A 24165-nucleotide genomic window follows, 5' to 3' on the forward strand; every position below is an offset into this window, starting at 1 on the left:
AAACGCCTCAGTGCAAACTGAAGCGCTTTAACAGGATATTAAGGTATTTTATAACGTGTCTTTTACAGGAAGTTTATCGTAGCAAGGGCGCTTAGATAGTCTTATAGTATTTTACAGTCCAAACCAAATAACTATTCAAATCAAACCATTCAAATTAAATAGCTATTAAAACTAAATGCTATCCAAATCAACACCCTTGCTAACGTATCTCACGTGTTGCTTGTCACTTGTTACTTATGATGCATGACTTATGACGCGTTACGCGTTGCATTTCTAGTCGCTCTATTCGCTTGACGCTCGGTTTGAATCTTTTCAAGCTGTGCAAGCTGCTCAGGAGTCAGAATGCTTGCTAGAGCCTGTTGCATTTGCTGACGCTTCGCTTGACGCTCTTCGGGAGTTAACTGTTTACCCTGTGGGTTTTGGCTACGATGCGCTTCTTTTAACGCCTCAATTTGACTTTTTTGAGTGTCAGTTAAGTTTAAGCTGTCGTAAAGCGCTTGCATACCGCCACGCTTGCCTTGTTGCTGACCTTGCTGTTGGTGGCGTTGCTGATGCTGACCTTGTTGACGCTGACCTTGCTGGTTCTGCTGATTGCCATCAATTCTTCTTATTTGTCTGGCTTCATTGATTTGTGCGCCTTGAGCGACTTGTTGGTTTTGCGCCTGTGCAGTCGCCGTTGTGGTTGGTGTTGCTGTAGTCGCAGCGGTTGCTTGGGTGACACCTGCCATAGCGAATAAACTAGAAGCGGCGACCAGTGAACTCATTGCAAACTTTTTCATGTTATTTCCTTTATGGGTTGTCATTTATTTATTTTGCATCGTCTGTTGCGACGACTGAATAGATAACAGCACTGCCATTTAGAACCTGACATTCAAAACTTGTCATTCAAAAAAGCTCATTGAAAAACAGCACTGAGGATAAGGGCTACTACTGTTTAGCTTACGGTTAGCTCTTTATACCCATGTATTCGATACAATATCTAATGCATTCGATACAGGTTTGGCTAAGCGCCTCATATCCAACGACATCCATCATAATCAACTTTTCTATTGCATAGGTTTATGAAGTTTTAAGAAGCGTAACAACTGTGTCTCAATTGCTTTTTGTTATACTGCTATGTTGTTGAATATAAGAACATTTACCTAAGATGCACAACCAAAGCCGTATCTTTCTGTTAAATAACACCGCGTAGAAAAAAACGTTATTTTTGTGAGCTGCCGCTATAACTGATTCTATAAAAGGATGAACTGTAAAAGTTAAAAGTATCGATATAACACATTGTTTTCTTTGATATATTCAAAAGCGCTTCTCACTTATTATTAAAAACAACTGCTTTTATTCAGCCACTGCGCTATGCTTTATTAAAACAACCTCATTATTTGTCCTATTTTATATACCGCCTCTTGTTTCAAGGAAGAATCATGCCTGACAGCAGCAATACCAAATCTAAAACCAATTCTGATTCCAACTCAATAAAACCAATGGTACCGCTATCAACCAAGCTGCCACAATTGCCGGCATTGCCTAACTTGCGCAAACGTGCAGCGGCCTCTGCTCGGCGCCGCTTACCACGCCTTCCGCTGATCAGCAAACAACCCAAGCTAGATGTGCTTATCATCGGGGCGGGTCTATCGGGTATAGACATGGCCAGTCACATCAAACGCGATAAAGTTTTGTCAAAATCAATAAAAAAAGGACGCGTGGCTATTGTAGAGAAGCGCGCAGCCATTGGCGGTACTTGGGACTTGTTCAAATACCCAGGGATTCGCTCTGACTCTGACATGACGACCTTTGGCTTTGCACATCGACCTTGGCTAGGCAATAAGACATTGGCCGATGCCGACTCGATTAAGCGATATATTGAGCAAACCGCTCAAGATGAGTCGATTACATCACTGATAAGCTTTAATACCAATGTCGTTCGTCTCGATTGGTCGAGTAAGCATCAGTATTGGACAGTAACCCTAGCTGATGTGAATAGCGGCAAGCAGCGAAAAGTAACCACTCGATTTGTGGTTGGTGCCACTGGTTATTATGACTATGACCAAGGTTATCAGCCCCAGTTTGAAGGTGAAAAAGACTTTAAAGGGTTAATTGTGCATCCCCAACAATGGGATGAGCAGATTGATTATCAGGACAAGCGTGTGGTTGTCATTGGGAGTGGCGCAACGGCGGTAACCTTGGTACCCGCTTTGGTCAAGCCATTGATTGATCCGAGCAGCAGTCAAAGCCACGCTAAGCAGCAAGCGGCGGCGCACGTAACCATGCTACAACGCACACCCACTTATATCGGCAGTGTGCCCAGTGAGGATAACAGTGTGCAGACATTATCGAGCCGCTTTAAGCTCAAGCCTCAGACCGCATATCGATTAGTGCGTGGCAGAAATATCTTATTACAGCAAGGGGTTTACCAGCTATCAAGAATAGCGCCGGATACGTTGAAAAAGGGATTGATTACTCGAGCCAAAAAGGAGCTGGGCGCTAGTAAGGATAAGCTGAAGCACTTTACGCCGGATTATCAGCCGTGGGATGAGCGTCTGTGCGCTGTACCTGACGGTGATTTGTTCAAAGCGGTACGCTCTGGACATGCCGATGTAGTGACAGACCGTATTGATCACTTTACAGCAGAAGGTATTCAACTGGCTTCAGGGCATCATTTGCCTGCTGATATTATCATCACTGCCACTGGGCTTAAGCTACAGATGCTTGGCGGTGCGCAGGTGTATCTCGACGGTCAACTCGAAGAGGTAAGCAAAAAGATGACCTATAAAGCGGTGATGGTAGAGGATGTGCCCAACATAGCTGTGCTATATGGCTATACCAATGCCTCTTGGACATTGAAGATAGATCTGGCTTGTGGCTATATCACGCGCCTGCTGCGTCACATGCATCATTATGGTTATCAGATGGTAACGCCTAAGCCTACTGCAACCGATGGCGAGCAAGCACATATCCAGCCTGACACCATTATGGGATCACTAACTGCCGGCTATATTCGCCGCGCACAACATGTGTTGCCAAAACAGGGCGACCGCTACCCTTGGTTTGTGACCAATAATTATTTTAGCGATGTGATTATGCTTAAATACCGCCGCGTTGAAGACAAATGGCTACACTTTAAACGTTAGCGTTTAACGGCTAATCCATTAAATTAACACATTAAAAAAGAGGACAGTGGTTACTGTCCTCTTTTTTTTATGTCTATCGATCATGACATCTTATAAACCATTAAGGTAACGGCTTATTTTTTCTTTTTGTTTTTCTTTTGCTTCTTAGACTGTTTTTTGTCTTTTTTAAGCTGCTTTTTTAGCTTCTTAATTTCTTTTTTCTTTTGCTTCACTTCTTTCTTGGCTTCTTTTTTAGCCTGTTTGATGTCTTTTTTAAGATCTTTAATATCTGACTTCTTAGCCATATTCAACTCCTTGATTGGTTACTTCATTAATAAAATGATTAAAAACAAATCCATTAAAAATAATAAAGCGATAAATATTTAAATTGTATCCCTTTCACCATCTATTTCACTAGCATTTATTCAACTTAATAGCTGTTTCACGTGAAACCTATCTCACTAACATGACTCAAACTACTTATTTAAAAATACAGAAGAATCATAAGTAATAAATAGTTAGTTAGCCATTAGCGTCGATGGCAAAAGTGTTAACTTAATAGTAGCAAACCTAGGATTTAACTCAAGCGTGTCCTGTATGCGCTGTGTAATATTAAGTAAGCAAACATTTATAATGAAGCGCATGTTTTAAATATTTATGTCTATTTAACCGCTACCCTACTCCTACCATGCTGCATTATTACAGCGCACTGTTATTATAGAGCACGAATTACAGAGTACGGCTATCAGGTATCGCTATTATTAGCAGAACCAAATTAAGTCAATTACCACATCAAATCATCAGGTATCACATACTCAGCATACGGATCATCTTCTGCTGGTTGGTCGTCCGCCTTATCATTAGATTCAACAATAAAACCTTCAAGCTTGTCATTAATACGATCCGCTAACGGTCGTGGTAGCAAGGCATAGCCCTCTTCTAGACGGGCGATACTGACGTGACCGGCAACAATTTGATCAAACAACTTTTGAGTGATGTTTAACTTTTTGATTTTGCTGTCATCAACAAAGCGATACTCAATATCACCTTGAGTATCGGTGATTTGATGCTGCTGAATCATTTGAATGATGTTGGCTCTGAGCGTTTTTTCTTCTAGCGCTTGCTGGCGCTGCTGATTAAGCTGTTGGTCTTTTTTTAGCTTTTCAGCTTGTGCATCAGCCACCGCTTTTTTGATCTCGGCATCAGGGGCATTACCGGTACGCTTAGCGTGTTCGGCTTGTTTGGTCAGTTTTTTGGCTTTTTTGCTGTCTACCAATCCAGCTTTTAACAGTTGTGCCTGTAACGCATTTTTCGCCATGAATCGTTCCTTAACGCTTAAGCTGATGTCGTCAATTCAAATCTTTATAATATTCGCGACATCAACCAAATAAAAGTAATAACCAAATAGAGTAGCAAGTTTTATAGCTCAGTGTCATCACATTTGTGTTTTAACCGACTCCTATCCTGCCAACCCTATGTATAAGCAAGCCATAAACCCACTGTGTAATATTGGGTATCATTGGGTGTTATTGGATTTGTCTTTAACATAGCCCTCGAACAATTGGGCTAGCTCCTGCTTAGTGTAGTTCACCTTTAGCTCATTTTGCATAATATCGCTGAACTGATCAAACTCAGTGATTTCAATCTGTTCGGTGCTGTCAGCATGAATCTTAAAGTAGGCATTGTTACGCAGCGAGTTGATTGAATCCTCTGTATTGCAAGAAACCACTAGCGTGTTGCGCCATAAACCCTCTGGGTTCATGTAAGAGTAGAAGTTACCCATCTGAAAGTCAGCTTCGACATTTTCGATTAAATTAAACTGAGTCGCGTTAAATGGTTTGCCTTTTTCAACAAGCTGCATGGTGTACACGCCTTTATCAGCGTCTACTGGCAGTACTTTGTAAGGAATACCTAAGTGACTCACCGCAGGCTCATTGGTGTCGCCAAACTTAACCGCCACGCTTGGGCTGCGAAAGCCAACGCCCACATCGACCAAGTACGTCTCACCTTCATAATACAAAATAGTCACGCGATGGGTCAGCGGTGCTCTTGGGGCCTCATTATTCACCACACGCGCAATGTGCTGAGTCACCTCAAAGCCTTTTAACTTAAGGGTTTCATACATCAGCTTGTTGTGTTCAAAGCAGTAACCAGCACGTTTATTGACCACTAAATTATTGTAGATGCCTTCAAGATCTATCGGTACCGACTCCCCAACTAAGATCTTTGGATTACCAAAGGCAAAGGCTTTCAGATGAGCGTCTGCCAGCTTGGAAATATCTTCTAGCGTTTTTAGGTCTGGATCAATGTTAAGCGTCTCTAGATAGTGATCAATAATGCGTTTAGTGTCTGTCTGTTTGCTATTCATAACTGCTCCAGCTTGTAAGTATTTATTGTTATAGAGGTAAGGTTATACGTTTCATCTTAATAAACTTCATCTTAACAAACTGGGTATGAAATAAGGTAACGGTTGGTTAAAGTAATAGCCGGTTTGGTTAAGGTTAGGGTAAAGTCATATCACCGTCATCAATCCAGCCGACGCGGCGCATCATCCAAGCAACTAAGCCTGCAATGAGCGCCGGTAATGCAAACATTAATAACACAATGGCCAGCCAGATTTGACTACTACTAAGCGTGCCAGCAGAGGCTTCAAGCACCCCAAACACCCCGACAAAGCCAGCAGTACCCATGCCTGCACCACTGGCAGTACTCATCAGACCAAATCCAGTAGTGGCAATCGGCCCGACCACGGCACTGGCAATCACTACCGGTAATAAAATAATCGGTTTTTTAAAGATATTCGGAATCTGTAGCATACTGGTGCCCAGTCCTTGAGCGATGACGCCACTGACGCCATTGTCTTTGAAACTGGCCACCGCAAAGCCAATCATATGCGCCGCGCAGCCGACCACAGCAGCGCCACCCGCTAGACCATCAAGGCCAATGGCAATACAAATCGCTGCGCTTGAGGTCGGCATGGTTAGCAGTAGTCCAACCACCACTGCTATCACGATTCCCATCATAAATGGCTGTAACTGAGTGGCCATCTCGATACCGGCACCAATGCTATTGACCACACTGACCACCGGCGGATTGAGCCAAGCGCATACCGCTAAGGCCACCACACCGACCGCCCAAGGCACTAGGATAATATCCAGTTTGGTTTTGCCTTGAATCCAACTGCCAGCGCGATAGGCAAATACCGTGGCTAAATAAGCACCGATTGGATTGCCCGGTACTGCTAAAAATGTCGCAGGTGAACCATCTTGTGGCGTGAACAAATGCCCTGCTATCAAAGCTTCAGAATGTGCGCCCATCATGCCAGCAACCAAACACGCAAACACCACCAAGGTTGGCGCCTTTAAATAATAAGCGATACCGACCCCGATGCCAGCACCCATCAAGATTGACGCCAACTTACCTAAATCCATTAACAGCGGCAGATTAAGTGCTAACCCCGCTTGAGAGAAAATCAGCCCTGCAATCAAGGTCACAAACAGACCCAGCGCCATACCGGTAAAGGCATCAATCAAATACTTATTGAAAAAAGCACGCAAAGGCGTGGGTAATAGAGTGTTCGGTGACGATTGCTTCGATGTGGTGCTCATGGCGGGTATCCCTATACTGATTCTAAATCTGAATCTGTTTTTTTATTTTGATGGTGCTATTGCTCGATTAACGCTGTCATCGGCTATTTTTCCCACTTTGGGGGCGGAGGCGTATAGTCCTGTAGCTTCTCAAGCAGCTCATTAATGTCATCAGACACGATCAACATATCCAGATAAGTCTGACGCATAAATCCAGCCTTAACCATGTCAGCTAAGAAGCTTAATAGCCCGTCATAGTAACCATTAACGTTTAAAAAGGCGCAAGGTTTGTCATGTAATCCAAGCTGAGCCCAAGTCCATACCTCAAATAACTCTTCTAATGTCCCTGCACCGCCTGGCAATGCCACAAAAGCATCGCCATAATGTGCCATTTTTTGTTTGCGCTCATGCATGTCTTTGACCAAAATCAACTCATTGATGCCGGTGTGTGCCAACTCTTTATCGGATAAATGCTTAGGGATAACGCCAATAACGTGTAAACCTGCGGCAACCGCAGCATTGGCCAATACACCCATTAGCCCGACTTTACCGCCGCCATACACCACATCCAGTTGATGACGTCCTAATGCCGCCGCAAACAATCGAGTTTGCTCGACGTAAATGGGCTCTAACCCTTCGCTTGATCCACAATAAACCGCTACTCGCATATTTTATTATTCCTTTTGTCTAACGCTTGTCTGTACTAAAGCCTGTATTCTATCACTGCTGTGTATAAAGTACTTAGCACACTATGGCTGCTGATGTTTATTGTCGGTTTTGGTTGATTGGTTTTAGACAGTGCGTTTGGCTTATACTAAATGCTAAATTTTAATAACCAAAGCCTGTTAATCACCATTAAGGAGTGTGTACCATGTCAGCCTCTCATTCTCATTCAGCTGCCGATAACCACAGTGTGTTTGATAGCACTGCCCTATCTCCACTTGCTCAAATCAAAATCAGCTCCGCTAACGATGCTGAATCTCACTCCCATTCAGAAGTAATGTTAACAGTGATTCAGGCCGACCTTACCACCTTACCCGTTGATGCAATCGTCAATGCGGCCAACTCAAGTTTGCTTGGCGGCGGTGGTGTCGACGGTGCCATTCATAAAGCCGCTGGCCCAAAGCTGTTGGCCTATTGTCGCACCTTAAATGGTTGCCCTACTGGAGAAGCAAAAATCAGCCCAGGCTTTAAGCTACCGTCAAAGCAGGTGATTCATACTGTCGGCCCAGTCTGGCATGGCGGTGAAAAAGGAGAGCCTGAGTTACTGGCCAATTGCTATCGTAACTGTATGCAACTGGCGCAACAAAACAACATCGCTAGTATCGCTTTTCCTGCGATTAGTACTGGCGTCTATGGCTATCCTATTGAGGAAGCGACCAAGATTGCCATTGCTACTGTGATAGACAGCTTAAGACAGGTGAGCGCAGCAGAAGCCGTCACCAAAGAAGTGATATTTTGTTGTTTTTCAGCTGCTGATGCCGCTATTTATCAACAACAGTTTGAGGCTTTTTAGATGACAGCTATTTAAGTTAGAGCTACTTAAATGAAAGCTATTTAGATAAAGACTATTTGGTTTGAGGCTGTTGAAATAAAAGCTATTTAAATGAAAGCTGTTTGAATTAAAACTTTTTAGACTTTTTGAGCTATGGCTTAGATTTGTAATGACCAAATTCATAGCGGATTTTTTGATTGCGCACCTCACCGATAAACAATCGGTGTAGATTGGCATGCAAATATTTTCTTCCAGTGGTTAGTACCCCATCTTGTTTGAGACGCCTTGGGTCAAAGGTAAATCCTAAAGGCAACATACGAAACCGGGTAATGTGACTGGCACGATTGACATAATCACAGTCTTCGCACAGGCTGATAGTAGTATCAAAGCCATTAATGGTAGTATGTACGCGTTTGGTAGAAAACAAACAGGCACCAATAGCAGTTGGGAACACAAACTGAGTCAAACCAATGCCGATATTAAACAGCTTATAGCCAAGACTATAACGTTTGGGCAATCCTTTTGGCGACAAGTACACCCCAGCCACTTGAAGCTGCTTGGTGTTTAAATGCTGTAACGCTTGTTGTAGAAAGTCAGGCGCTAGGCGCACATCGGCATCCAAAAACAGCAGGCGCTCATACTGAGCCAGATTTGCACCGGTATTGCGCCCCAAACACACGCCTCTTGTGCTCATCTGCTCGATATGCAGCCGTGGTAACCGCGTAGCATAACTTTCGGCGATGGCACAGGTCTCATCGTCACTGTTTGAATCGACCAAAATAACCTCGAAGTCTTGATGCGTTTGCTGCACCAAGTCATCGAGCAGTCCACTGATACGCTCGGCCTCATTTAAGGTAATAATAACAATACTGACTGAAGACACAGGGCCATCCTATAGGGTGTTAAGCACATACATAAAAAAGGTAACGCCAGTCCTAGACCGACGTTACCCATGCTACGTCCTAAATATGTCAGTATCATTATGCTAAACAATCGCCCAGCGGCTTTGACTAAAAACCATGCAGACTTTTAGTCAAACGACCTCAAATATAGGCGATTGCGGCTAACTATTGGTGCTCAATCAGTATTAAATAACTATTTAGCTATTTAATTAATTTAGCCTTCCAACACCTATTGTGGCCAAATTTTGCCTGGATTTAGGATATTGTTCGGATCCAGCGCCTGCTTGATGGCCTGCATCATCACAACCGCCTCGCCATGCTCATAAGCCATATACTTGCGCTTACCCTGACCAATACCATGCTCACCGGTACAAGTACCGTCCATATCGATAGCACGTTTTGCCAGACGACCGACCAAGTCTTCAGCCGTTTTTACCTCATCAGGGTTATTAGTGTCGACCAATAACAACACATGGAAGTTACCGTCACCCACATGCCCAACGATAGGCCCAATCATACCCGAGGCCTCAATGTCTTTGGCGGTTTCACTGACGCACTCTGCCAGACGTGAAATAGGCACACAGGCATCGGTTGACAACGCTTTGGCTTCAGGGCGTAGCGCACAGCTGGCCGGATAAGCGTTATGGCGCGCATGCCATAGTTTGTTGCGCTCAACTTCGTTGGTATCCCAAGCAAAGTCTGAGCCACCGCACTCCTCTACAATTTCACCGAAGATTTGTGCCTGCTCTTGGACACTGGCCTCACTGCCATGAAACTCAATAAATAAGGTCGGCGTCTCTTTTAGATTTAAATTAGAGTACTGGTTACACGCCTTGACTTGTAGCGCATCTAACAGCTCAATACGGGCAATCGGCAAACACATCTGAATGGTCATCATCGTCGCTTCACAGGCAGCTTCTACGCTTGGAAAATGACAGATACCACTGCCGATACACTCCGTAATACCAAATAGCTTTAAGGTAATCTCGGTGACAATACCCAAGGTACCTTCTGAGCCAATAATTAGACGGGTTAAGTCATAACCAGCCGCTGACTTTTTGGCACGGCTACCGGTTTTAATGATTTTACCTTCAGCCGTGACAATCTCTAATGACAGCACCACATCTTTCATGGTGCCATAACGCACCGCATTGGTACCCGACGCACGCGTGGCGACCATACCCCCAATAGTGGCATTGGCACCTGGATCAATCGGGAAAAATAAGCCTGTATCGCGCAGATAGTGATTGAGCTGCTCACGAGTAACACCGGGCTGAACGGTGACGGTTAAGTCTTCATTATTAACCTGTAACACCTCGTTCATCTCACTCATATCAATACACAGCCCGCCCTCAGGTGCGTTCAGCTGCCCTTCTAATGATGAGCCGATACCAAAAGCAATCACTGGCATCTTATATTGGTTACAAATCTCAACCGCTTGCGCTACGTCCTGCTTGCTTTGAGCCACAAGTACCGCATCTGCTGGCTGATTTTTCAACCACGTCATGGTGTGTGCGTGTTGCTGACGCGTCGTCAGATTAACACTGAGCTTATCGGCAAAGTGCGCTTGTAATTTAGCAATGGCCTCTTCATAGCGTGCTGGTTGAGAGGATTGATTGGCTGTTTGACTCATGACAGAACTCCTTAGGGTTAGATGATGTTTTATGGCTATACGACTTACTTGCTTTAGGACTTAACTGCTATATAAATTAATGGATAAACTGGTTAATCACTATATTAAAGACTTCTGAGTAAATGGTTAAGCTGTTTTCATCCAATTTCTCAGCGTTTTTGGTCAAGCTTTATCAATCTGTTTGGTTCAACGCTATCACTAATGTTGGTGTCAAAACTATTATTATTGAACAAATACTGACCGTGTTAATTGTAAAGTGACAGCAAATAACTCTTCAAATTGCTTACATTTGTTGGCAATTAGAACGTTAGTTTTATCTAAATTGCTTTATAAATCAAATTTATACGATAGCGATTGACTAACGTTGGTAAATTTTCTAGAATGAAGACGTCATTGAAACAATTGTTACTAAGTTGACACAGGATGACAACACTTTTTTAGAAGCTGCTTTTTAGAAGCTTACTATAAATAAACAGTGTGGTTATGATCAGATTAATTATATGCTCATCGTCAACAGCGTAAAAACTGTTTTGAAACGCCTGATAAAATCTACATGGAAGTTATTGCAGATTATAACGTTTAGCACACTACAAAGTTAGCTATATCTTGATAAAGATATCTTTGTATCAATAAGATAACTGTATCAAGCGCTAATCATAAAGTATGCTGCCATATTAATAGTTAGTGTGAACTCGACACTTTGCTTATACAAGGATGTATCATGAATAAAGCCCTATCACTTGCCTGCGTTGTCGCGGCCCCCGTCATCTTTAGCACGTCTGCTTTTGCAGAGTTTGATTACAAAAAATACATTGAGACAGATGGTAGCTTTAAACGCTTCTCGGTTTCTGCAGGTTGGTTACATGCCAACCCAAGCGGTGATGCGACTCCTATTAAAAACACCACCGCCATTCAAGATGGCTCAAGCCATGAAAATGGTAGTGTCAGAGCCAGTACAGTTAGGGATGTTATTGACCCTAATCAAGATAAAGATGTATATGATAAAGTTTATGGCACTATTGACGGATTAATATCAGACGACTCAGATCCAGACTTAGGTGCGCTTAATGCCTCAGGGTCAACGGTTATCAATGGCCTTCAGAACTTTGCTACTGCAGGTACTGGCCTTGAGTCTGACGATGTTGATACCGTTGGCCTATTATTCAACTACTTCTTTACCGATAATTGGTCACTTGAGGTCAAAGCTGGTATCCCGCCTAAAGTTGATATCCTAGGTAAAGGTACTGTTATCGCACCTTTTGAAGGTACGGTGAGTCCTGGTCCGACTGCTGTTGCTCTAGGTTTAAGTGAGTTTGATATTAAAAAGAATATCGAAATCACAGATATGACCCAGGGTAGTAAAGCTTCTACCGCTCGCGCTTGGTTACCTGCTGCTGAAATCCATTATCAATTTGGTAAATCTGGTGTTAATAAGTTCCGCCCTTATGTGGGTGCAGGTCTGATGTACGCTCACTTCAATGACCTAAAACTTAACTCTGGTATTCGTCAAGACTTAACGGATGCAGGCCACATGATTCAAAACATCAAAAATGGCCAAGCGGGACAGTCTTTACAGTATGATGGTCCTGATGGAAGAGTGACTCCTTCTGACAGTGGCATGCGTATTAAAGTAGAAGCAGATAGTGCTTGGGCCCCTATGCTGACACTTGGCGCGACTTATGACTTCGACGAAAGCTGGTTTGCAGTTGGCTCTGTAACCTATGCCAAACTTGACAGCGAGACCACCATTACCGTTAACAATGATGCAGGTGATGAGCTGATTCGTGCTAAGTCAAAAATTGACATCGACCCATATATTACCTATCTAGGTGTGGGTTACCGCTTCTAGGTCTTCTCTCCCACTCTATACAGACTAGAGTAGACAACATAGAAATGATTAATAAAAAACGTACATTCTTAGAATGTGCGTTTTTTTATTATGCTTACTATTATTACTACCATGGTGTTTGATTGTGCTTGGTTATACTGACTATTAGTAATCTTTAACTAGTATAACCAAGCTCGTACTTCTATCGCACTACTGATAAGATATACTGATAAGATTTTTGAACAATAATGATGAGTGAGCTGCTATGCCCCAACCTACCTCCAATACTGCCGAAGCTGCCTTATCGAGTACTGATTTTTCCAGTTCTGATTTACAAAACACGGTGAATGCACAGTCCCTCGGTTCACAACAGCTGCCATTACAGATAGCGACTTTAACCGATGTGCGTGCAGGTAAGGCGATGCCATTTACCCGCGAGCAGCTCAGCGCCATTAATAAGATACCTATTCAAGCGCCGGTTGCGGTCAATTACTTGGGGTTGGTTAGCGATGAGCAAGCAGATAGGCGCCACCATGGCGGTCACTTAAAGGCAGTACATCAAATGCCGACAACCACTTATGATAAACTTAATGCCGAATTTGATCTAAAACTAGCGGCTGGACTACTGGGTGAAAACCTTATAACCACAGCTGTTAGCGACGCTGTTGATATGAGCGAATCTACTGTCTGTATTGGTGATATTTATCAATACGGCGATGGTGATGACTGCGTGCAGCTACGCATTGTGCAACCCAGACGCCCCTGCTACAAAATTAATGATCAAATTGGACCAATGGCTAGCAATCGTAATATCGCTGCGTGGATTACCAGCCAAGGCATTGCCGGTTGGTACTTCCAAGTGGTCAAAGAAGGGGTAATAAATCAAGGTATGCCGGTTTATTTAATCAAGCGCCCTTATCCCTTTGCCAACTTACAGACGTTGTGGCAGCTTACGAATCAAAAACAACCGGTAAGCGCTGATGTCATTGAGCCTTGGTTGGCGATTGATTGCTTAGAAGACAGCTGGAGAAAAGCACTGGCGAAAAAAATCAAACAGACCTAGCGCCATTATTTTGTTTAAATTGATATATTATTTTAATTGCCAATAATTTTATTTATCCAAACCCAGGTGTTTGCGAGACTAATATGACAACTTCTTCAGATTCAAATAACAAAAAGCCGACCGAAGCAGACAACCATTCTGCTGACCAACATCAAGCTGATGTTGGTTCGAAAACGAGTGGCAATGCTTCTACTGATAGCCCTAATGCTAATGATAGCTCTAATGCTAATAAAAGCGCTGATGGCAAGGTTACTGGTAAAGTCGATACAACGGCCAATAGCACCGTAAAATACCCGACCTATACAGCCAAAGCTGCCACTCAATCAAAGCCGAACTGGCTATGGGTATTGCCGCTAGTGCTAGTCGCTTTAGCGATTGGTGTTTTTGCCGGCCAATGGTGGCAACAAAAACAGCTAGAGGCCAACGCCTCAGATGAAGAAAGAACTGTATCGCCACAAGTGGCTACTGCTACCGGCGTTACCGAAGTTGAAAAAGAAGTGACTCAAAAGCCAGTATTAACGGTAGAAACCGTCAAGCCAGAGCCTTCTGAGATGAGCAACGATCTGTCTGCAGATGGCACCATTAGCCCTGAAAATGTGTCTTCTGTCAGTGGTAAAGTCAGTGGCGTGGCTTTAGAGCAAGTGCTGGTAAAAGAAGGCAGTCAGGTCAAAAAAGGTCAAGTATTGGCCGTATTCGATACCGATGCCATTCAGCAACAAATCATCCAAGCCCAAGCTGAGCTAGCAGAAGCTGAGTCTAATTATGACTTAGCCAAAAAAGATGCCGAGCGCGTGCTGCCTTTATTAGACATTCGTGCTATTAGCGAACAAGAGGCTGATCGTTATGTTGCCACCGCCAATCAGGCGGCAGCGTCAGTTGCGGCGTCAAGAGCACGTCTGAACAACCAAAAAGTAACCATGCAAAATGCGAAAGTTACTGCCCCTGTCAGTGGCGTTATTAGCGAAAAGAATGCAGATGTGGGTAACGTACCTGGTCCTGAGCCTTTATTTACCATTATTGAAGACGGTCAACTTGAGTGGCAAGCCCAAGTTGATCCCAATAAAGTGGGTTCTATTAACGTCGGCACCACGGTTGAAGTGAGCCTACCGGATAACCGTAGCGTATCGGGTAAAGTAACCCGCATCTCGCCTACCGCTGAAGAAGGCAGTCGTCAAATTACTATCTATGCCTCTTTAAATAGAAGTCCTTATGCCAAAGCCGGTATGTATCAACGTGGTGTATTCAAGCTTGGCAGCAACAACCAGATCACTATTCCGGTTAGTGCGGTGATTACTCAAGATGGTTATGACTATGTGATGCAAGTGCGAGCCGATACCAACGATGAAGGCGAAACCATTCACCGCGTATCTCGCGTCAAAGTAGCACTGGGTGAACGCCAAGGCGATCGAGTGATATTGCTTGAGCCTCTCGAAACAGAAGACCCTATCGTACGCCAAGGGGGTAACTTCCTAAGTGATGGCGATGTGGTTCGTGTGGCGCAGCCTGAAGCAGCTACTGCTGACCAATAGAGCTTTCATAGTTTATCGGCGTTGTTTTTGACCTCTACTTTTCAAGCAGGATCTAATTTATGAGTCTTAACGTCTCAGCCTACTCAATCCGCAATCCGCTGGTCGCTATTTTGTTATTCATATTGCTGACCTTGGGCGGCATTTTAGGCTTCAAACAAATGAAGGTCCAGCAGTTCCCGGATATTGACCTGCCAGCAGTGGTGGTCACCGTGAGCTTGCCTGGTGCAGCCCCTAATCAGCTTGAAAATGATGTGGCCAAGAAGATTGAGAACCGAATATCAAGTATTGAAGGTATCAAGCACATTCGGACCACATTACAAACTGGGGTGGCGACCATCTCCTCTGAGTTTGTGTTAGAAAAAGACATTCAAGAAGCGGTCGATGATGTTCGCTCCGCGGTCGGAGAGGTGCAAGCTGACCTACCTGCTGCCGCAGAAGATCCTATCGTGACTAAGGTCACCACCGCCGGCTTGCCTGCGGTCACCTATACCGTAACCGCACCTGGCGTCAGCGTTGAGGACTTATCATGGTTTGTTGACGATACCATCGACAAGCGCTTGTCTGATATCAAAGGCGTCAGCTCAGTCAGCCGTGTGGGTGGTCTTGAAAGGGAGGTGCGTGTTGCGGTCGATCCGACCAGTCTAAACGCCCTAAAGCTACCCATTACCCAGTTGTCTGATCAGGTAGCAGGTATTCAACAAGACAACTCAGGTGGTGAATCCAAAGTTGGCAGCAGCAAACAAACCATCCGTGTGTTAGGTGCAGTCAGCCAAGCGCGTGAGCTCAATGATTTACAAATTGCACTACCCACAGGCGGCACTCAGCGCTTGGGCGAGATTGCCCGTATTACAGATGCCACTGCCGACCCTGACTCGTTAACCGTCCTCGATGGCAATACAGTAGTGGCATTTAACGTGTCGCGCTCGCGTGGTGCCAGTGAGGTTGAAATCGTCGAGCTGGTCGATGCTGAGCTTGAGCAATTACAAAAAGACATGCCCAGCTACACCATTACCAAAGTATTTGATAGAGCAACGCCGGTTGCCGAAGACTATGAAGCCTCACTGAGAATGCTGATCGAAGGCGGTATCTTGGCGGTAGTGGTGGTGTTCTTATTCTTACGCAACGTGCGTGCTACTGTGGTCGCTGCGGTTGCCCTACCCCTTTCTGTTATTCCGACTTTCTTAGGCATGTATCTGTTTGACTTTAGTTTAAACCTGATCAGCCTGCTCGCACTGTCACTAGTGGTCGGGGTATTGGTTGATGATGCCATTGTGGAAGTCGAAAACATCATGCGCCATTTGCGGATGGGAAAAACACCCTATCAAGCCGCAATGGAAGCTGCTGATGAAATTGGGTTGGCAGTAATTGCCACTACGTTTACCCTAATTGCGGTATTTTTACCGACCGCATTTATGAGTGGCGTTGTCGGTCAATTCTTCCGTCAATTTGGTTGGACCGCTGCCATTGCTATTTTTGCGTCTTTGTTGGTTGCACGCCTCATTACTCCGATGATGGCCGCCTATGTGCTGCGTCCTGAAAAAGACCACAAGCAAGGTACTAGCCGCACCATGAAGCTGTATCTTAAAACCGTTGCTTGGACCTTAAAACACCGCTGGTTGACCATGGCTGTGACTTTGATAATGTTTGCCGGCTCTTTGACCATGGTTAAGTTATTGCCAACCGCCTTTATTCCAGAAAATGACATCGATCAGTCGCGTATTGGCATTGAACTGACTCCAGATGCGAGCCTCGCTGACACCACACGCATTGCGAAAATGGTACAGCAAAAAGTATCCCAAATTGATGGGGTAAAAAGTATTTTAAGTGTGATTGGCGATCCACAAGCAGCCAGTCTGGACGCCTCTTCTGGTGGTGGCGGTGAAAATGCGGCCAGTATGGATATCGTACTGGAGCCACGTGGCACCCGCCCTAGCAAAATAGACATTGAACGTGAAATCGCCGATGTGTTAACCGAAGTACCGAGCGCTCGATTTGATGTTGGTTTATCCAGTGGTGGAGAGTCTGGTTATAGCTTCGCACTAACCAGTACCAACGCCAACTTATTAGAAAAAACTGCACAGCAGGTGATGGATGAAATACGGGCGCTACCTATGGCCGGTAGTGTGACCAGTAACCGCAGTTTACCCAGACAAGAGCTATCCGTGATTCCCGACCGAATCGCTATGGCTGACTTAGGCGCCACTACTCAAGGCGTTGCTGATACCTTACGCGTTGCCACTCTAGGCGACTATGAGCAGCGATTGTCAAAGCTAAACTTAGATACGCGCCAAGTGCCTATCGTGGTGCGCTTGCCGGATAATGTAAAAGACAATGTTAGCCAATTGGGTGATCTGTATGTACCTAGCAATGGCAGTTCTGGCGCCCGTGTTAGTGAAGTTGCGCAATTAGAATTTGGTACCGGTCCTGCGGAAATCCGCCGCTTTGACCGTGAGCGTGCTATCACCATTACCGCTCAAGTCGGTGAAGGTGAGCTGGGTGAGTTAATCACCGCTGTTAAGGGACTACCCAGCTTACAACCTGGCAGCTTACCTGCTGATATCCGCTTGATTGACCAAGGTCAGGCCGAAAGTATGGCTGAGCTATTCAGCGGCTTTGTGATTGCGATCAGTATTGGCATTATCTGTATCTTTGGGGTGTTGATTTTACTGTTTGGTAAAGTATTGCAGCCATTGACCATTTTGATGGCATTACCGTTATCGATTGGCGGTGCTTTCGTTGGCCTAGTGCTGAGTAACAGTAGCTTGTCGATGCCTTCGATGATTGGTTTTATTATGCTGATGGGTATCGCGACCAAAAACTCAATCTTACTGGTTGATTATGCTATTTTGGCCGAGCGTGAACATGGTCTAACCCGATTTGAAGCACTACTTGATGCGTGTCGCAAACGGGCACAGCCCATTATTATGACCACCGTCGCTATGGGTGCCGGTATGTTACCCCTCATCTTTGGTCTAGGTGATATTGATTCAACTTTCCGCCGTCCAATGGCTGCCGCTGTTCTGGGTGGATTGGTGACTTCAACCCTGCTGAGCTTGATTGTTATCCCTATGGTTTATACCTTTATGGATGATATATCACGCTGGTTTGCTAAGTGGTTACAGCCACACGGCAAGACCGATTAGTTGATACCGGACTCATAATTCACTAAAAAAATAGCAACACCACTCTAGGGCGTGTCTTCATTTACACCATTGAGGACATGCCCTAAATCAATATTAATAATGACATTAAAACAATAACAGGGAGTTTCTCTTATGACATCATCTATTCAGCGCCTTTCTTCTTTTCGCTTGTTACCTCTATTAACCGCTACCGGCTTAGCATTGACGATAATGAGTAGCGCCCATGCTGCTACTTACGACATCGATCCCACTCACGCCAATGTACGCTTTGCTATTGACCACTTTGGCACCTCTACCAATACTGGCGGCTTTTACAATTTAACCGGTAAAATCGACTATGACCCGAAAGCCAAAACCGGTCATGTGTCAATCGTTATTCCTCTAGATACTATTAATACTGGCAATTCTGAATTTGATGAGCATCTAAAAGGCAGTGACTTCTTTGATGTAACAAACAATCCCACTGCCCGCTTTGAATCGACGCAGTGGCATTTTGAAGACGTCAAATCAGGCTTTAGCACTAAGTCAGTAGTGACCCAAGTAGATGGCAACTTAACTTTAAATGGCAAAACTAAACCGGTTCAATTAACCGCTACCAAATTTAACTGCTACTTTAGCCCTATCTTTAAAAAGTCTGTCTGCGGCGGTGATTTTAAAACCACCATTGATCGTACTCAGTGGGGCATCAGCAAATATGTTCTGTTAGGCATGACCAAAAATGTTGACCTTAACATCCAAATCGAAGCGGTGAAGCAATAATATCGAAGCGATGCAGCAATAAGCCGATGACCCACATTCAATAACCATAACAGTAACGATTTATATTAAATAATAATTGACCAATAAGAATTTGAACTAACAAATAAGTCTGTGATATAACGACTTATCGTTAATCACTGAATGGTTAAATCATTAATTCAACAACAGCCGTTTACTTTTATTTTCATCGGGCTTTCCTCTCAACGATTTTAACTTAAAGACTTTTATTTCATGACACATTCTAGCGACATTGCCATTGCTCAAAGTGCCACCTTACAGCCTATCGCAAATATTGCCGATAAAATTGGCTTGGGCCCTGACCAAGTTGAACCTTATGGCCACTATAAAGCCAAAATCAATCCCAACGACGTGTTTTCCATGCCTGCCAAATCAGACAAAGGCAAGCTGGTATTGGTCACAGCCATCAACCCCACACCAGCTGGTGAAGGCAAAACCACTGTTACCATTGGCCTAGCCGATGCCTTAAACCGAGTGCATCAACAGCAAGGTAATGATAAGCGCACCGTGGTTGCTCTACGTGAGCCCTCATTGGGCCCAGTGTTTGGCATTAAAGGCGGTGCAGCGGGCGGCGGCTATGCCCAAGTGTTGCCGATGGAAGACATTAACCTGCACTTTACCGGCGACTTCCACGCCATTGGTGCGGCCAACAACCTGCTGTCTGCCATGTTAGACAACCATATTTATCAAGGTAATGAGCTAGGTATTGATCCTAAGCAAGTATTGTGGCGCAGAGCGGTAGATATGAATGACCGTCAATTGCGTCATGTCATTAGCGGTCTAGGCAAGCGTACTGATGGCGTTGCTCGTGAAGGCGGCTTTGATATTACCGTCGCCTCAGAGGTGATGGCCATTTTCTGTTTGGCAAAAGACTTGGTTGATTTAAAACAGCGTCTGGGCAACATTTTGATTGCCTATAGCTATGATAAAAAACCAATTTATGCCCTCGACTTAAAGGCACATGGCGCTATGGCTGCTCTACTAAAAGAAGCCATTAAACCCAACCTAGTACAGACCATCGAAGGCACGCCAGCCATTGTGCATGGCGGACCTTTTGCTAACATTGCTCATGGCTGTAACTCAGTAATTGCGACGCGCACAGCGATGCACTTGGCTGATTACACTTTGACCGAAGCTGGATTTGGTGCTGACTTAGGCGCTGAAAAGTTTTGTGATATTAAGTGTAATTTGGCAGGCTTAACTCCAGATGCCGCAGTGGTTGTGGCTACTATTAAAGCGCTAAAATATAATGGCGGCGTGGCCAAACAAGATCTAAAAGAAGAAAACCTCAGCGCGCTAGAGAAAGGCTTACCTAACCTGCTTAAACACATCGAAAACTTAAAGCAAGTGTTTGGACTGCCAGTAGTGGTCGCCATCAATCACTTCGTTACTGATACAGAAGCAGAGGTTGAGTTGGTACGACAAGCCTGTGCTGACAAAGGCGTTGAAGTAGCTCTAACTCAAGTTTGGGAGAAAGGCGGCGCTGGTGGTGAAGACTTAGCGCATAAGCTACTGACTTTATTAGATAAGCATGATGATCAACCAAGCAGCTTTAAGCTGGCTTATGACAATGAAGACAGCATTGAAGATAAAATCCGTGCTGTGGCGCAGCGTGTGTATGGCGCAGATGATATTGATATCAGCCAAGCAGCGAAAGTTAAAATTCGCCGCCTCACTGAGCAAGGCTTGGATAAAATGCCTATCTGTATTGCCAAGACTCAATACTCACTCAGTGATGATGCCAAATTATTAGGACGCCCAACCGGATTCAATATCCACGTGCGAGACCTAAGTGTGTCAGCCGGTGCAGGATTTATTGTGGTCATTTGTGGCAACATCATGCGTATGCCTGGCTTACCAAAAGTACCGGCAGCCGAGCACATCGACATTGATGCTAAAGGTAACATCACTGGTTTGTCTTAATTCAGGGCTTGGCTTAGGCCGTGGATATCAATTAAAGAAGAAATCTGATTGCAAAAAAACACTATCCGGAACGATAGCTCAGTGCTTCACTCAAGTGGCTGGTTTTGATATCAACGCTGCCAGCCAAGTCGGCAATGGTACGCGCTACTCTAAGCAATCGGTGATATCCCCTGGCTGATAAGTTGAGCTTAGCCTGCGCCATGGTGAGTAAGTTTTTCTCACTATCGCCAAGCACAATATGCTCATCAATCTCACTGGGGGTTAGCTCGCTGTTGGGTTTATCTTGCCTGTCTTGTTGACGCTGATAGGCTTCTGTCACCCGCTGACGCACGCCTTTAGAGGCTTCTCCAGCGCTGCTGTTTTGTAAATCGCTGATCGGCAGCGCTGGCACACTCACATGTAAATCAATGCGATCTAACAGCGGTCCTGAAATTTTATCTTGATAACGCTGAATTTGTTCAGGGCGACAATGGCAACGTCCAGAAGGGTCGCCATGGTAGCCACACGGGCAAGGGTTCATAGCAGCGACCAACTGAAAGTTAGCAGGAAAGGTTGCCTGTTGATTGGCGCGGCTGATGGTGATTTGTTTCGATTCTAACGGCTGACGCAATACCTCTAACACATGACGATCAAACTCCGGCATTTCATCTAAAAACAAAACACCCTTATTGGCCAAGGTAATCTCGCCAGGTTTCGGCCGTGAGCCACCACCGACTAATGCCACGGCGGATATGGTGTGATGAATTTCACGAAAAGGCCGTGTCCCATATTGATACTCGGTATCGGTGACAGAATAAGTGCTGGCAACCTCAAGTGCTTCTTCATCATTTAAGTCTGGTAAGATGGTTGGCAACCGCGCTGCCATTAAGGTTTTGCCTGAGCCAGGCGGTCCGGTAAATAACAAAGAATGCCCGCCAGCAGCTGCTATTTCTAATGCGCGTCTGGCATGATGCTGTCCTTTAACATCGGCTAAATCCACCTTATAAGTCGCATTAATAATCGGCGCTTTGGATAACACAGGCGATAACAGACCTTCGATAGTGCTGGTTCCATTAGCCGTCTTACCATCAGCCGTTTCAGCATCAGTCATGTTAGCATCATAGTTTATGCTATTTTCAGCGCGTAGATGATCGCATACCACTTGCAGTGTTGAGGCGGCATATACCGTCACCCCAACCACACGACTGGCCTCTTCGCCATTGTTGGCCGGTACCATCAGCTTAATTGAGCGCGGCGTTTGGGGCGGATCACTTTTATCAGTTTTAGGGCGTTGATTAGCCTGTTGTTTGGCCTTATTGGCTTCGGTTTTAATCGCCCGTGCCACGGCAAGGCTGCCTGACACCGAACGTAAATTACCGTTTAATGCCAACTCACCGATAAACTCATAACCATCGAGCCAGTCTGCTTCTATTTGGCCACTGGCTGCCAATATACCCATCGCAATTGGCAAGTCTAAACGGGCGCCATCTTTTGGCAAATCGGCTGGTGCCAGATTAATCGTAAGCCTGCGATTGGGAAATTGAAAGTTGGCATTGATAATGGCGGAACGCACCCTATCTTTGCTCTCACGTACCGCGGCTTCTGGTAAGCCAACGATGGTCAAGGCCGGTAGCCCTTGCGACAAATGCACTTCAACCATCACTTGTGGTGCATGTAGCCCAACCACAGAACGGGTACTAACTTCAGCAAAAGACATGAATAAAACCTTAATGTTAAGTGCCGGCTAATCAAAGCAAACGATTGATTGCTATATATAACGATAATTTATTAATTATTTTAAACTAATAATAAATTATTAGTTAGTAGTAAGCAAATGCTATACCACTAAAATCGTAGATGTTCTGTCTATGCCATTAAAATAGTCTTAATCTGCGCACTATGTTTAAATTATCTTTGCTTGCACTTTACTTAAGATTGCTACTATGCTGATAGCGTTTTAAAGTGATATTGAAACTGCTGTATTAGCGGTATCATTAGTCATTGCCATTAACCAATAAAAGGCCAGCTTGGTGAATAAAGAAACAATAACCGCTATTCTCTGTTTGATTTTTGGCGGTATGTTATTGGGTGTCTCAACCAATGTCGCTAAGTATGCAAGCGTCATCGGATTGGCACCGCTTGCTTTTGTATTTTGGTCCATCACTGGCGCTGCTGTGATTTTACTTTTGATTGCTCAGTATCGCCGCCAAGCGCTCCCATTTACAGCAGCCAGTATCGAATATTACCTAATCGCCGCTTTGGTCAGTGTCGCCGGCTCTAACTTAATTTTCTTCTCTGCCATACCCCATGTTGGCGCCAGCTTTGTTGCCCTGATTATCTGTCTGCCACCATTACTGACTTATCTGGGCGCGCTGCTGCTTAAGATGGAAACCTTTAAGCCCATGCGTGCTGCCGGAGTTGCTGCGGCGTTAACCGGTGCTGCGGTGTTGGCAGCAAACAAAGTCAGCGCACCCGATACCAGTGTGTTTTGGATTGTCATTGCGCTGTGTGGCCCTGTACTACTGGCAGTCGGCAATCTGTATCGCACCTTGCGTTGGCCAACTGGTGCCTCACCCAGCGCTTTGGCACCCGGCATGTTAGTTGCTGCTGCGCTACAGCTTGGATTGGTGAGCTTATTACCTAACTTCTCATTAGAAGTTGATATTAACAATAAGCTGATGCTATCGATTATTGTGCTACAGGCATTTATTTTTGCCGGTCAGTTCCAGCTATTATTCTTATTACAAAAAGCAGGCGGACCCGTATTACTAAGCTTATTGGGCTCAGCGGCAGCCCTATTTGCGGTACCTATTGCCATATTTCTACAAGCAGAACCGCCGCCAGAGGGCTTGGCTTTGGGCGCTTCTCTTATCACGCTCGGGGTTGTTTTAGTCACTCTTGGCGGGCTTAAAAATTGGGGTCGACTCAAAAACTGAAACGGTCGACAACAAGCTGAGGCGTACTATCCGTTATTAGTTAGATAAATCGTTTAAGTCGATACTAAAGAGGTATGGAAAACTGGCTGGATTAGAGCTACCTTAAGGTTATTTGATATAATCGGTACATACAAACACGATATGACGTATGTTTACCCATCCTCCTAGCTTTTATACCCTTTTTTAAACAATCACGTTTTTAAAACAATCACACTGAGCAAAAGAGCCTATTAATATTGATAATAGTTCAATAAAACCACTAG

Annotated in this window: 18 protein-coding genes; 9 read left to right on the top strand and 9 right to left on the bottom strand. The window is 44.7% G+C overall.

What is annotated here, in order from left to right; genetic code table 11:
• Positions 1-248: 248 nt before the first annotated feature.
• On the bottom strand, positions 249-779 hold the full coding sequence (locus A6J60_RS07385) for a Spy/CpxP family protein refolding chaperone (protein ID WP_096065410.1): 531 nt from the start codon (positions 777-779) through the stop codon (positions 249-251).
• A gap of 642 nt (positions 780-1421) precedes the next feature.
• Between A6J60_RS07385 and A6J60_RS07390 the strand changes: the two genes are divergently transcribed.
• The gene (locus tag A6J60_RS07390; RefSeq protein WP_193778035.1) at positions 1422-3128 is read left to right on the top strand and encodes a flavin-containing monooxygenase; all 1707 of its coding nucleotides are present in this window, start codon (positions 1422-1424) and stop codon (positions 3126-3128) included.
• A 113-nt stretch (positions 3129-3241) separates the two neighbouring features.
• Here A6J60_RS07390 and A6J60_RS13380 read toward each other — a convergent pair whose 3' ends face one another.
• From A6J60_RS13380 to A6J60_RS07410, 5 genes are all read right to left on the bottom strand, one after another.
• Entirely contained in the window at positions 3242-3412 is a 171-nt protein-coding gene (locus A6J60_RS13380; RefSeq protein ID WP_193778036.1) for a hypothetical protein, read from the bottom strand.
• Between the two features lie 479 nt (positions 3413-3891).
• Positions 3892-4425, bottom strand: coding sequence for a DUF2058 domain-containing protein (locus A6J60_RS07395; protein WP_096065411.1), 534 nt, complete (start codon positions 4423-4425; stop codon positions 3892-3894).
• Between the two features lie 198 nt (positions 4426-4623).
• Positions 4624-5475 carry an arylamine N-acetyltransferase family protein gene (locus A6J60_RS07400; protein WP_096065412.1) on the bottom strand — a complete coding sequence of 284 codons (852 nt, stop codon included), beginning with the start codon at positions 5473-5475 and terminating at the stop codon, positions 4624-4626.
• A 133-nt stretch (positions 5476-5608) separates the two neighbouring features.
• Positions 5609-6715, bottom strand: a complete 1107-nt coding sequence (locus A6J60_RS07405; protein WP_096065413.1) for a PTS transporter subunit IIC — start codon at positions 6713-6715, stop codon at positions 5609-5611.
• Positions 6716-6798: 83 nt separating this feature from the next.
• Positions 6799-7362, bottom strand: a complete 564-nt coding sequence (locus A6J60_RS07410) for a TIGR00730 family Rossman fold protein (RefSeq protein ID WP_096065414.1) — start codon at positions 7360-7362, stop codon at positions 6799-6801.
• 332 nt (positions 7363-7694) lie between these two features.
• Here A6J60_RS07410 and A6J60_RS07415 point away from each other — a divergent pair, with 332 nt between their 5' ends.
• Positions 7695-8210, top strand: a complete 516-nt coding sequence (locus A6J60_RS07415) for an O-acetyl-ADP-ribose deacetylase (RefSeq protein WP_096066519.1) — start codon at positions 7695-7697, stop codon at positions 8208-8210.
• Positions 8211-8340: 130 nt separating this feature from the next.
• On the opposite strand, the gene A6J60_RS07420 is transcribed toward A6J60_RS07415, so the two are convergent.
• Positions 8341-9072, bottom strand: a complete 732-nt coding sequence (locus tag A6J60_RS07420) for a glycosyltransferase family 2 protein (RefSeq protein ID WP_096065415.1) — start codon at positions 9070-9072, stop codon at positions 8341-8343.
• Positions 9073-9320: 248 nt separating this feature from the next.
• Positions 9321-10724 (bottom strand): FAD-binding oxidoreductase, encoded by a 1404-nt coding sequence (locus tag A6J60_RS07425; protein ID WP_096065416.1) that lies wholly within the window; start codon positions 10722-10724, stop codon positions 9321-9323.
• A gap of 721 nt (positions 10725-11445) precedes the next feature.
• On the opposite strand from A6J60_RS07425, the gene A6J60_RS07430 reads away from it, so the two are divergent.
• The 6 genes from A6J60_RS07430 to A6J60_RS07455 all read left to right on the top strand — a co-directional run bounded on the left by A6J60_RS07430 (position 11446) and on the right by A6J60_RS07455 (position 20987).
• On the top strand, positions 11446-12573 hold the full coding sequence (locus A6J60_RS07430) for an OmpW/AlkL family protein (protein WP_096065417.1): 1128 nt from the start codon (positions 11446-11448) through the stop codon (positions 12571-12573).
• Positions 12574-12973: 400 nt separating this feature from the next.
• Positions 12974-13615 (top strand): MOSC domain-containing protein, encoded by a 642-nt coding sequence (locus A6J60_RS07435; RefSeq protein WP_227526185.1) that lies wholly within the window; start codon positions 12974-12976, stop codon positions 13613-13615.
• 83 nt (positions 13616-13698) lie between these two features.
• On the top strand, positions 13699-15144 hold the full coding sequence (locus tag A6J60_RS07440; protein ID WP_096065419.1) for an efflux RND transporter periplasmic adaptor subunit: 1446 nt from the start codon (positions 13699-13701) through the stop codon (positions 15142-15144).
• Between the two features lie 59 nt (positions 15145-15203).
• Positions 15204-18287, top strand: a complete 3084-nt coding sequence (locus A6J60_RS07445; RefSeq protein WP_096065420.1) for an efflux RND transporter permease subunit — start codon at positions 15204-15206, stop codon at positions 18285-18287.
• 132 nt (positions 18288-18419) lie between these two features.
• Complete coding sequence (locus A6J60_RS07450; protein WP_096065421.1) at positions 18420-19046, top strand: YceI family protein; 627 nt, start codon at positions 18420-18422, stop codon at positions 19044-19046.
• A 231-nt stretch (positions 19047-19277) separates the two neighbouring features.
• On the top strand, positions 19278-20987 hold the full coding sequence (locus A6J60_RS07455) for a formate--tetrahydrofolate ligase (RefSeq protein ID WP_096065422.1): 1710 nt from the start codon (positions 19278-19280) through the stop codon (positions 20985-20987).
• 61 nt (positions 20988-21048) lie between these two features.
• On the opposite strand, the gene A6J60_RS07460 is transcribed toward A6J60_RS07455, so the two are convergent.
• Complete coding sequence (locus tag A6J60_RS07460; RefSeq protein ID WP_096065423.1) at positions 21049-22683, bottom strand: YifB family Mg chelatase-like AAA ATPase; 1635 nt, start codon at positions 22681-22683, stop codon at positions 21049-21051.
• Between the two features lie 313 nt (positions 22684-22996).
• On the opposite strand from A6J60_RS07460, the gene A6J60_RS07465 reads away from it, so the two are divergent.
• A complete protein-coding gene (locus A6J60_RS07465) occupies positions 22997-23902 on the top strand; it encodes a DMT family transporter (RefSeq protein WP_096065424.1) in 906 nt (301 codons plus the stop codon).
• The last annotated feature ends 263 nt before the right edge of the window (positions 23903-24165 follow it).

It is taken from the genome of Psychrobacter sp. FDAARGOS_221 (genome assembly GCF_002313155.2).
In the GTDB taxonomy this organism is placed as follows: Bacteria; Pseudomonadota; Gammaproteobacteria; order Pseudomonadales; family Moraxellaceae; genus Psychrobacter.

Excerpts from the sequence above, each read along its gene's own strand:
- A6J60_RS07395 (WP_096065411.1), bottom strand. The coding sequence starts at position 4,425 with ATGGCGAAAAATGCGTTACAGGCACAACTGTTAAAAGCTGGATTGGTA.
- A6J60_RS07455 (WP_096065422.1), top strand. The coding sequence starts at position 19,278 with ATGACACATTCTAGCGACATTGCCATTGCTCAAAGTGCCACCTTACAG.
- A6J60_RS07435 (WP_227526185.1), top strand. The coding sequence starts at position 12,974 with ATGCCATTTACCCGCGAGCAGCTCAGCGCCATTAATAAGATACCTATT.
- A6J60_RS07415 (WP_096066519.1), top strand. The coding sequence starts at position 7,695 with ATGTTAACAGTGATTCAGGCCGACCTTACCACCTTACCCGTTGATGCA.
- A6J60_RS07390 (WP_193778035.1), top strand. The coding sequence starts at position 1,422 with ATGCCTGACAGCAGCAATACCAAATCTAAAACCAATTCTGATTCCAAC.
- A6J60_RS07440 (WP_096065419.1), top strand. The coding sequence starts at position 13,699 with ATGACAACTTCTTCAGATTCAAATAACAAAAAGCCGACCGAAGCAGAC.
- A6J60_RS07410 (WP_096065414.1), bottom strand. The coding sequence starts at position 7,362 with ATGCGAGTAGCGGTTTATTGTGGATCAAGCGAAGGGTTAGAGCCCATT.
- A6J60_RS07400 (WP_096065412.1), bottom strand. The coding sequence starts at position 5,475 with ATGAATAGCAAACAGACAGACACTAAACGCATTATTGATCACTATCTA.
- A6J60_RS13380 (WP_193778036.1), bottom strand. The coding sequence starts at position 3,412 with ATGGCTAAGAAGTCAGATATTAAAGATCTTAAAAAAGACATCAAACAG.
- A6J60_RS07385 (WP_096065410.1), bottom strand. The coding sequence starts at position 779 with ATGAAAAAGTTTGCAATGAGTTCACTGGTCGCCGCTTCTAGTTTATTC.
- A6J60_RS07430 (WP_096065417.1), top strand. The coding sequence starts at position 11,446 with ATGAATAAAGCCCTATCACTTGCCTGCGTTGTCGCGGCCCCCGTCATC.
- A6J60_RS07450 (WP_096065421.1), top strand. The coding sequence starts at position 18,420 with ATGACATCATCTATTCAGCGCCTTTCTTCTTTTCGCTTGTTACCTCTA.
- A6J60_RS07425 (WP_096065416.1), bottom strand. The coding sequence starts at position 10,724 with ATGAGTCAAACAGCCAATCAATCCTCTCAACCAGCACGCTATGAAGAG.
- A6J60_RS07445 (WP_096065420.1), top strand. The coding sequence starts at position 15,204 with ATGAGTCTTAACGTCTCAGCCTACTCAATCCGCAATCCGCTGGTCGCT.
- A6J60_RS07405 (WP_096065413.1), bottom strand. The coding sequence starts at position 6,715 with ATGAGCACCACATCGAAGCAATCGTCACCGAACACTCTATTACCCACG.
- A6J60_RS07460 (WP_096065423.1), bottom strand. The coding sequence starts at position 22,683 with ATGTCTTTTGCTGAAGTTAGTACCCGTTCTGTGGTTGGGCTACATGCA.